7 protein-coding genes are annotated in these 8,940 nt (G+C 71.9%); all 7 read right to left on the bottom strand.

The window, feature by feature from the left end; genetic code table 11:
• Positions 1 to 36 precede the first annotated feature (36 nt).
• Positions 37 to 1,002, bottom strand: a complete 966-nt coding sequence (locus ACFTZL_RS35550) for a ribonucleotide-diphosphate reductase subunit beta (RefSeq protein ID WP_382591673.1) — start codon at positions 1,000 to 1,002, stop codon at positions 37 to 39.
• Positions 999 to 2,684: an AMP-binding protein gene (locus tag ACFTZL_RS35545; protein WP_382591671.1), complete on the bottom strand. Its 1,686-nt coding sequence runs from the start codon at positions 2,682 to 2,684 to the stop codon at positions 999 to 1,001. Before ACFTZL_RS35545 ends, ACFTZL_RS35550 begins: the two co-directional genes overlap by 4 nt.
• Before the next feature lie 2 nt (positions 2,685 to 2,686).
• Positions 2,687 to 3,457: a hypothetical protein gene (locus ACFTZL_RS35540; protein ID WP_382591668.1), complete on the bottom strand. Its 771-nt coding sequence runs from the start codon at positions 3,455 to 3,457 to the stop codon at positions 2,687 to 2,689.
• Positions 3,441 to 4,778 carry a condensation domain-containing protein gene (locus ACFTZL_RS35535; protein WP_382591665.1) on the bottom strand — a complete coding sequence of 446 codons (1,338 nt, stop codon included), beginning with the start codon at positions 4,776 to 4,778 and terminating at the stop codon, positions 3,441 to 3,443. Before ACFTZL_RS35535 ends, ACFTZL_RS35540 begins: the two co-directional genes overlap by 17 nt.
• Complete coding sequence (locus ACFTZL_RS35530; protein ID WP_382591662.1) at positions 4,775 to 5,446, bottom strand: tryptophan 2,3-dioxygenase family protein; 672 nt, start codon at positions 5,444 to 5,446, stop codon at positions 4,775 to 4,777. The genes ACFTZL_RS35535 and ACFTZL_RS35530 overlap by 4 nt, the downstream gene beginning before the upstream one ends.
• Positions 5,447 to 5,451: 5 nt before the next feature.
• Positions 5,452 to 7,269 (bottom strand): ABC transporter ATP-binding protein, encoded by a 1,818-nt coding sequence (locus tag ACFTZL_RS35525; RefSeq protein WP_382591659.1) that lies wholly within the window; start codon positions 7,267 to 7,269, stop codon positions 5,452 to 5,454.
• Positions 7,266 to 8,940: ATP-binding cassette domain-containing protein (locus ACFTZL_RS35520; protein WP_382591656.1), on the bottom strand; the 1,675-nt coding region annotated here is incomplete at its 5' end. The genes ACFTZL_RS35525 and ACFTZL_RS35520, both read right to left, overlap by 4 nt.

The following is an 8,940-nucleotide window of genomic DNA, read 5'->3' as shown; positions in this document are numbered from 1 at the left end:
TCCCTCGCGGATGCCGGCCGAGACGGTCGTCGGGGTTTACTCGCCGGCCGGGTGGGGGTCGCCGTGGCGGCGTTCGTACTCGGTCATGGCCGCCTTCATGGCGAGGTCCCAGGCCTGTCCGGCCTCGCCGGTGTGGGACTGGAGGCCGATCAGTTCCATGCGCCGCAGGAGGGTGCGGCGGGCGCCGGCGTACCGGTGGGCGTGCTGTTTGCCGATGGAGGCGCGCAAGGGCGGCAGGGTGGTTCCGGGGAGTTTCCGCTCGGGGGCCACGAGGGCCATGGTGACCTGGGGGATCGCTTCCATCAGCGTGGCCAGGACGGCGTCGCCGTGACCGGTGTGCACGCCCTCCCTGGCCGCGTACATCCCGAACGCCATGTGCCTCGACTCGTCCCGGATGACGTTGCGCAGACCGGTGTTGAGAACGGGCAGGCTGCCCCGCAGCTGGCGGACCATGGACAACATGGCCCCCAGGACGGACATGGCCAGGACGCCCTCCGCCATGAGGTGGTAGTACGTCACCGCCTCGTACCAGGCCCGGGTGTCCTCGGGGTGGAAGCGGACGTGGTCGGTGCGGGTCCTCAGCTCGTCGTCGAAGATCGTCGACACCGCGTCGCCGGCGCTCCCCAGTGCGGCCGCGATGACCTCCTCGTGGCTGGGCCGGGAGCTCCGCATCTCCTGCAGGTAGGTGGCGAAGAACCGGGTGTGCCGCGCCTCGTCGGCGATCTGGGTGCACAGGTACTGGTGGGAGTCCAGGCTGGGCGCGGCGTCGGCGAGCGGCGAGAGGGTGTTGCTGACGGCGGCCTCGCCCAGCACGAACCCCTCGATCATCGTCTCCAGTTCACCGCGTGCGTAGGGCCGCATGGCGGCCCAGTCGGCGGCATCGGAGGCGATGGGCAGCTCCGTCAGCCGCCACTGCCCGTGCTCCCATTTGCGGAACAGCTCCGCCGGGGAGATGACGCGCTCCTCGTCGGCCTCCATCTGTTCCAGTGCGTCGACGGTCACTGCTCCTCCTCGGCGGGGTCGTTGACGGAGTCGTGCACGACGACTCCGTCGATGCTTCCGGTCATGAGCTGTTCGAACATGGCGCGCCGCTGCGGCTTTCCGCTGGAGGTACGGCGAACGGCCCCCCGGTTCACTGCGGCGACGACCACGCGCAGGCCACGCGCCTGCCGCCGCAGTTCCCGGTAGACCTCCTCGGTCCACTCCCCAGGCTTCTTCACCACCAGGGCGGCCACGGTGTCCCGGCCGTCGAGGCTGCCGAGCACGACGGCGTACCGGACCTTCCCCAGTGCTTCCAGCCCGCTCAGCGCGTTCTCGACGTCCTCGGCGAACAGCTGGACGCCCCGCACCTTGAGGCTGTCCCCCAGCCGGCCGAGGACGTACAGCCGCTCCTTCCAGAAGAACCCGGCGTCGCCGGTGACGAACTCACCGGGCCACGGCTCGTGTCCGCGGTAGCCGTCGGCGAGCGAGACGCCGCCCACGACGATCTCGCCGAGCACGCCCTCCGACACGGAGTCTCCCGCCTCGTCCCGCACCTCGACCGTCACGCCCGGCAGCACGCGGCCGCTGGCCGGCAGGTCGAGCGGCCCGGCCGCCGGGACCTCACCGGAGTCGACCACGACCTTCTCGCCGAGCCGCAGCCGGCCCCGGTCGACCAGGACCCGGTCGACCGGGGCGTCGAGGTCCTTGCCGGACACGGCGAGGACGCCCTCGGCGAGTCCGTAGGCGGGGACGAGGGCGCCGCTGGGCCAGCCGAACGGGCTCAGCCGCCTGGTGAACTCGTCCAGCACCGTGCCGTCGATGGGCTCGGCGCCGACCACGTTGACCCGCACCTTCGAGAAGTCGCAGCCCGCCAGGTCCTCCTCCCGCACCCGGCGCAGCATGTGCTTGAGGGAGAACGGCGGTACGGCGGTGATCTGCACCTTGCCGCTGCCGAGCAGCCGCAGCCACCGGCTCGCACCGGTGATGAACTGGTCGGGCTGCATGATCCACAAATTCGACTGGGTCACCACGCTCGGCAGCACCATGCCCACGAGGCCCATGTCGTGGTGGATGGGCAGCCAGGTGCCGCAGGCGTTGCCGTCGTGGAAGCCCAGCCACCTGACGAGGATGCCGATCTGGGCGTGCAGGGCCTGGGGCGAGACGGCGACGCCCTTGGGCACGGAGGAGGAGCCCGAGGTGAACTGCAGCAGCGCCGTGGGCGGCAGGGCCGGACGCTCCTGCGGCGGGGACCCGGCCGGTGTGCCGGGGGCCGCGTCCAGTGCCATGGGGCGGTGGCCGTGTTCGCGCAGGGTCGGGCCCAGCTGGTCCAGCAGCTCGGGGTCGAGCACGACCACCGTGGGGGCGGCCACGTCGAGGATCGCGCCCAGGTGCCGGCTGTAGGCCGCTCGGTCCTGGAACAGGGCCGGCGGTACGGCGGGGGACGGTGTGGCCCCGGCGGCGAGCGCGCCGAAGAAGGCGGTGATGAACCCGGGGCCGTTGCGGTGGATGATCGAGACCACGTCGCCGGGCTTTACGCCGGCGGCGGTGAGCGCGGCGGCCGCCGCCTTGGTGTGCTCGGCGAGGTCGGAATAGGGCGTGTACTGCCACTCCCCCGTCATGTCCAGGATGTTGACGCCACGGTCCGCGCGCGGCGTGTCCAGCCAGTCGAGCAGGCCGGGTACGGGCACGTCGTTGTCCTGCATGGTCAGCTCCCTTGGCTCTTGTTCGCTATCTCGGCTACCGCCCGCACGATGAGGACGACGTTGGCCAGGCCCAGCAGGAAGAGCAGCCGGGAGCCGATCCAGCTGGTCACCGGGCCGCTCCAGCCCTTCACCACGCCCTGAAGCCGGCCCTGGGCGAAGGTGGCCAGCAGCGCGGCGACCACCAGCAGCACGGTGGGCGGCAGCAGGCTCACGTGGACGACGGCCGGCACACACAGCACGACGGGGATCCACAGCTGCCAGGCAGGGGCGGCCTGGAACCGCTCCGTCGCGAGCGCCCGCTCGGTCCACAGGCTGAGCAGGTAGCCGAAGGCAGCGGCCATGAGGATGAACGACGACACGGTCAGCCAGAGCGGTGTGACGGCGTAGTAGTCGACGCCGTCGGGGTGAATGAACAGCACCCCACCGGCGGTGGCGCCGAAGACACACGTCTTCAGGGGCCGGTTGCCGGTGTTGAGCCATGGGCGTACCAGGATGTACAGCGCGCCGACCTGGGCGCCCATGGCTATTCCGGACTCCAGGAGCCCGAAGGTCTTCAGGCTCCACTCCCCGATCGTGGAGTTGGCGTCGGTCGTCTTGCCCATGGACGACTCGGGGGAGGTGAAGCGGAGCCCGAACATCACCAGGCGTCCCAGGACGCCGCCGACCAGCAGACCGGCCAACGCGCCGGCCGTGACACCGACGGAGAGTTTCCACAGGGCTGAGCCCGTGCCACGGTTCTCGGCGGTCAGTGCCGCCTCATTCGCCACTGTCATGGTGCCCGGAGCCTCTTTCGTTCGTCGACCGTCTGTTGAGCGGCGCGTCCGGATCGGTCACGCCGTGGGAGAGGGCCTGTTCGAAACCCCGCGCGAGGTCGGCGACGGTCTCGGACGGCACGCGTGGGGAGTGGCCGATGCCGAGCCGCCGGTGACCGGGCGACTCGTGCATCGAGATGTGCAGGTCGGCGGTGAAGCCCGCGCCGTCCATGCCGTAGGGGATGCGGCGCAGCCGCCCGCCGTCCGGTGCCTCCTGCTCGTGAAAGGTCTGGTACACCACGTCGACCGCTGCCTCGCTGCGGCGCCGCAGGGCCCGCAACTCGGGTCGGGCCAGCAGCCGGTGGTAGGGGACGTGGGCCAGCTCCAGGGCCCGCAGCGTGGTCTCGCGGGCGGCGCGCAGCGCCTGGCGGAAGCTGTCCTCGGCGTCCAGGACGACGGGGACGGTGCTGATGAAGGGGCCCAGGGTGTCCATCAGCGGCCTGAGCCGCCGGGTGGAGACCTCGATGGCGATCAGCGCGGCGGACTGGCCGGACAGGTCCTGCAGGGCGACCGACAGGGCCGCGAGACCGGCCATGAAGGGACTGGCCCGTTCCTCGGTGAGCAGCGCGCGCAGCGCGTCGTCGGCGACCGAGTCGAGACCGAAGGAGGCGGCGAGCCCGGACCCGGGAGCCCTGGAGCGAAGCCCCACGCCGGGCAGTTCGTTGGGCCGGGCGTCCTTCAGGGCGATGACGGACTCGTCGACGAGCGCGTCCAGCCGTGCGCCGTAGGTGTCGTGCTGCCAGGCCGCGTAGTCGAGATAGGAGACGCGTTCGCCGTACTCGTCGCCCCTGCCGTCGAGCTCCAGCCCGATACGGCGCTCCAGTTCGTCGAGGGTGACGGCGTCGGCCACGGTGTGGTGCACGACCGTGGCGAAGGCATGTCCGCCACCGGGCAGCGGCGCCAGCGCGCTGGCGAAGACCCGGGCGCTCTGCGGATCGAGGGGCCGCCGGACGAACTCGCCCAGCAGCGCCAGCGGGTCGGGCCCGTTCAGCAGCTCAGGGCGTGCCTGCGCCGTGGCGTCCGCCTGCTCGACCTGCTGGACGAACCGGCCGTTCTGGCGTCCGATACGGATGCGCAGCAGCGGGCTGCGCGCCACGACCCGGGCGACAGCATCACTCACCTGAGCGGCCGACGTCCCGGGACCGATCTCGTACAGGCGCGGCATGTTGAAGGTGCCGGTGCGGCGCATCCGCGCCAGGAAGAGCATCCACTCCTGTTCGTGCGAGGCGGGGGCCAGGGTCCGGCCTGTGGCGTAGCTCATCAGGTCGTGGGCCCGGGTCACTGGCTGGGCACCTCCTCCGTGAGGTGGAACTCCGGCCGGATGTCGATGAGTTCGGGGAAGAGCCGCACATCCAGCCGACGGCGCAGATAGTCGCTCGACTCGCCACCCGTGCCGGAGGCGGAGCCGATCTGGCGGCGCACCAGCCGCAGATGGAAGCCCATCCACTCGGAGTGCGCGTCGTCGAGGTCGACCAGCAGCTCGGCGACCTCGCGGACCCCGGTGTCCGGGTTGCCGTACACCTTCGCCAGTCCGCCGCGTCGCTCCGCGAGTTCGCTGAACGCCTCCCACAGCGACGGGCCAGGGCCCCGGCAGGCCTGGACGAACTCGTGGTACTGCCGGGACTGGACCGCGGAGGCCGGGCCGAGGGCCGGACGGAAGGCGGCGAACTCGGTGGGCAGCATGCCGCACAGCGTGTTGAGCGTGCCGGAGAGCTGCGTGAGCAGCCCGAGCCCGGTGCGCAGCCGGCGTGCCGTCCGCGCCGTGTCCTCCTCCAGCAGGAGCTGCCGGGCCCCGCGGGTCTCCCGCAGGAGGGCCGCCAGCCACAGTTCGGACACCTGGTGGACTGTCACGAACAGGTCCTCGCCCGGCAGCGCGGTGCGAGGTGAGTGGAGTGCGAGCAGCTCTCCGACCCGGATGTACTCCTCATAGGGGTTGGGTGGTGTGCTCACCGCTGTCACCGCTCTCTTTCTGGGTCCGCTGCTGGAGGTCCTGCGATCGCGTAGGCGTCCGCCTGCGCCCGGTACAGATCGGCGTACCGGTCGCCGGCCGCCATGAGCTCGTCGTGGGAGCCCGACTCGACAATCCGGCCCCGCTCCATGACGACGATGCGGTCGGCGAAGCGCACCGAACCGAGCCGGTGGGTGATGACCACGACGACGCCCCGCCCATCGGCGGTGACGGTGCGGGCGGCCTCGGCGTAGTGCCGGAACAGCCGGTACTCGGTCTCGGCGTCGAGCGAGGCGGTGGGCTCGTCGAGGACGAGCAGGTGCGGGGTCTCCCGCATCATCGAGCGGGCCACCGCCAGTTTCTGCCACTGGCCGGTCGACAGTTCGGTGCCGTCGTTGTGGGAGCGCCCGAGCCGGGTGCGCAGGCCGTCGGGCAACGACTGTTCGAGCCGCTCCCCGTCGGCCCGGGCCAGGGCGCCGCGTACGGCGTCGGTGTCGTCGATGCGCGTCAGGTCGCCGAGCCCGACGGCCTGCCCGGCCTCGGTCTCGAACCGGACGAAGTCCTGGTAGGCCGCCGACACCCCGTCCCGCCAGGCATCGGGCCGGACGTCCGCGAGGTCCGTGCCGTGCCAGGTGATCGTGCCGCCGGTCGGGGCGTACAGCCGGCACAGGAGCTTGGCGAGGGTGGTCTTGCCGGCCCCGTTCTCGCCGACGACGGCTATGGTCCGGCCGCCCGGGACGTCCAGGTCGATTCCTCGCAGGGCAGGGGCGTCGGCGCCGCGGTAGGTGAAGGTGACGCCCCGCAGGGAGAGCCCGCCGCCCGCGTCGCCGGGTTCCTGCCCGCCCTCCTCGGTGGCCGTGGTCAGGCCGGCGATCCGCAGATAGCGGTCGGCGGTGGCCCGGGCGCGTACCAGTTGGGTCACCGCGTCGGTCGCCATGGTCACCTGCCCGGTGACCTGCGCGGCCAGCGTCGCGGTCAGCAGGACGTCCCCGACGCCCGCCTTCCCGGCCACGGCCGCCAGCACGGCGACGGCCACCGCGGCGACGTAGGCGGCCGCGAACAGGACGGTGGCGTCGGCCTGGTGGCGGAAGGACCGGTGGGCTCCGCGCTCCCGCTCGTGCTGGGCGGCCTCGGAGAGCTGACGGTGCCGGGCCCGTACGGCCTCCTGCGCGCCGAGCACCGACAGCTCCTGGGCGTGCCCGGCGCCGCACATCACGGCGTACATCTCGCGCGCGAGGTTGTCGTCCGGCGTGGCGCGCTCCAGGGAACGCTGCCGCCACCGGTCGCCGCGTCGGCTCGCCCACACCGGCACCAGGCCGAGGACGGGGAGCAGCAGCAGGGCCGGGTGCACGTCGGCGAGGACGACCACCGCGAAGGCCAGCTGCCCCAGCGCGCCCATGAGGGTCAGCAGGAAGATGATCACCTGGGCGAGCCGGTTGACATCCCGTTCGACGAGGGCGAGTTCCTCGGCGACCTGGGGATCCTCGTGGTGTGCGATGCTCCACGGCGCCATGCTCATCGCGGCGACGTTCATCTCCACCGCGTGCCTGACACGTTCCTCCAGGACCGTGCGCAGCCCGAAGGTGTACCACAGCAGGGCCAGCCAGCTCGCGACGGCGGCCGCGAGGACCAGGCCCCACTTCATGGCCGTACCGTCGTCGCCGTCCACCACGGCGTCGGTGAGCCGGCCGATCAGCAGGGCGACCAGCACCGGGTGGGCCGAGATGGCGAGGGTCATGATGACGGCGCCGACCGCGCGTACCGGGTCGGTGCGCAGCGCCAGGCGTGCCATGGCCGCCGTGCCCCGCCAGCTGTCCGTGCTCATCGCACTCCCTCCTGCTCGGTGAACGGCGCGGCCTGGGCGAGGAACATCCGCCGGTACAGGCCGTCCTGGTGCATGAGGTCGTCGTGCGAGCCGGACTCGACGACCCGCCCGCGGTCCAGGACGACGATCCGGTCGACCCGGCGCACGGTGTTGAAGCGGTGCGAGACCACGATGCGGATCATGTCTTCGGTCTCGTCGAGGAGCCGGTCGAAGAACTCGGTCTCCGCGGACGGGTCGATGCTCGCGGTGGGTTCGTCCACCAGCAGGACGCGGGCTCCCTGGTGGAGGGTGAAGAACGCGCGGGCCAGCGCCAGGCGCTGCCACTCGCCTCCGGAGAAGTCGACGCCGCCCGGCAGCCGGGCTCCGAGGACGGTGTCGATGCCGTGCGGCAGCCGTGCCACCCGCTCTCCCAGGCCGACACGTTCGAGGCAGTCCAGCACCGTCTTACGGGCCTGCTCGTCGCCGGGGTCCGCGCGCAGTACGTGGACGTTCTCGGCGACGGTCAGCGGGAGCCGGGCGAAGTCCTGGAAAACCATGGCGAGGTGCCGCCGCCAGTCGGCCCTGCCCAGCTCGTGCAGAGCGGCGCCATCGGCCTCGATCCGGCCCGAAGCGGGCTCGAGCAGCCCCGCGAGCAGTTTGAGCAGCGTGGTCTTGCCCGCGCCGTTCTCTCCGACCAGGGCGACGGATTCGCCGGCCGCGACGCTGAACGACACGCCGTCGAGGACCGGACTCGTGTCGCTGCGCGGCTTGTCGCGGGTCTTGTCGTGCGGCTCATCGCGGGTCTCGCCGCGCTTGCCGGCATCGGTGGCGCCGCCCGTTTCGCCGTCCGTGGCGTCGCCGTTCCTGTCGTACGCGAACGTCACGTCCCGCAGTTCCAGGCGCCGCACCGCCAGGTCCTTCACCGCGCGGACCGCCGGGGCAGCCGAGCCGTGGGCGGCGGCCTTGCGCTCTTCGAGGCGGCGCACCGCGGAGACGGGGGCCAGGGCGACGTCCAGTCCGAACGCCGCCGTACCGCCGGAGACGGCGGAGGCACCGATGAGTGCCTGGAGGAAGACGGCGAACGCCCCGATCTCCAGGCCGCCGTTCACTCCGTCGTCGACCAACCGCCAGAAGACCAGTCCGTAGACCGCGACGAGGACACACGAGAGCAGGACGATCTTGGTGTCGCTCGGTCGGCGCCGCTGCCAGGTGGGCCGGATGGCGGCCAGCCATTCCTGGTCCAGACGGGCCAGCACCCAGTCCCGGAGCCCGAAGACCCGGATCTCCTTGGCCGCCGCGCCCTGCACGGCGAGCTTGCGGAAGTACTCGGCCCGGCGCATGACATGGGCCTGGCCGAAGAGGAGCTCCAGCCGTTTTCCGTTCTCGCGCCCCGCGACGAGCCGTACCGCGATCCAGGCCAGTGCCACCGCGGCACCGGCCCAGACGTGGAAGAACATCAGCAACAGGAGCGGGCCGACGGCGCCGACCAGGGCGGAGGTGACCTCGGCGAGGCCCGCCACCGCGCGCTCCAGCGGCAGCCCACCGGCCGCACCCGACAGGATCGCCAAGTCGTCACGGGTCCGGTCGTCCTGGAGGTGATCGAGGCCGTCGTCGATGGAGCAGGCCCGCATGGCCCGCTCCCGCAGCGTGATCTCGATCCGCTGTCCCAGGATCTCACCGACCGCGAAACGG

Origin of the sequence: Streptomyces sp. NPDC056948 (genome assembly GCF_042674225.1) — a bacterium.
Classification (GTDB): domain Bacteria; phylum Actinomycetota; class Actinomycetes; order Streptomycetales; family Streptomycetaceae; genus Streptomyces; species Streptomyces purpurascens.
This window is presented reverse-complemented; position numbering and strand designations above follow the sequence as displayed.

What these genes read in the sequence shown, in the direction of transcription:
- ACFTZL_RS35545 (WP_382591671.1), bottom strand. Translation starts at nt 2,684, where the DNA reads ATGCAGGACAACGACGTGCCCGTACCCGGCCTGCTCGACTGGCTGGAC.
- ACFTZL_RS35540 (WP_382591668.1), bottom strand. Translation starts at nt 3,457, where the DNA reads ATGACAGTGGCGAATGAGGCGGCACTGACCGCCGAGAACCGTGGCACG.
- ACFTZL_RS35525 (WP_382591659.1), bottom strand. Translation starts at nt 7,269, where the DNA reads ATGAGCACGGACAGCTGGCGGGGCACGGCGGCCATGGCACGCCTGGCG.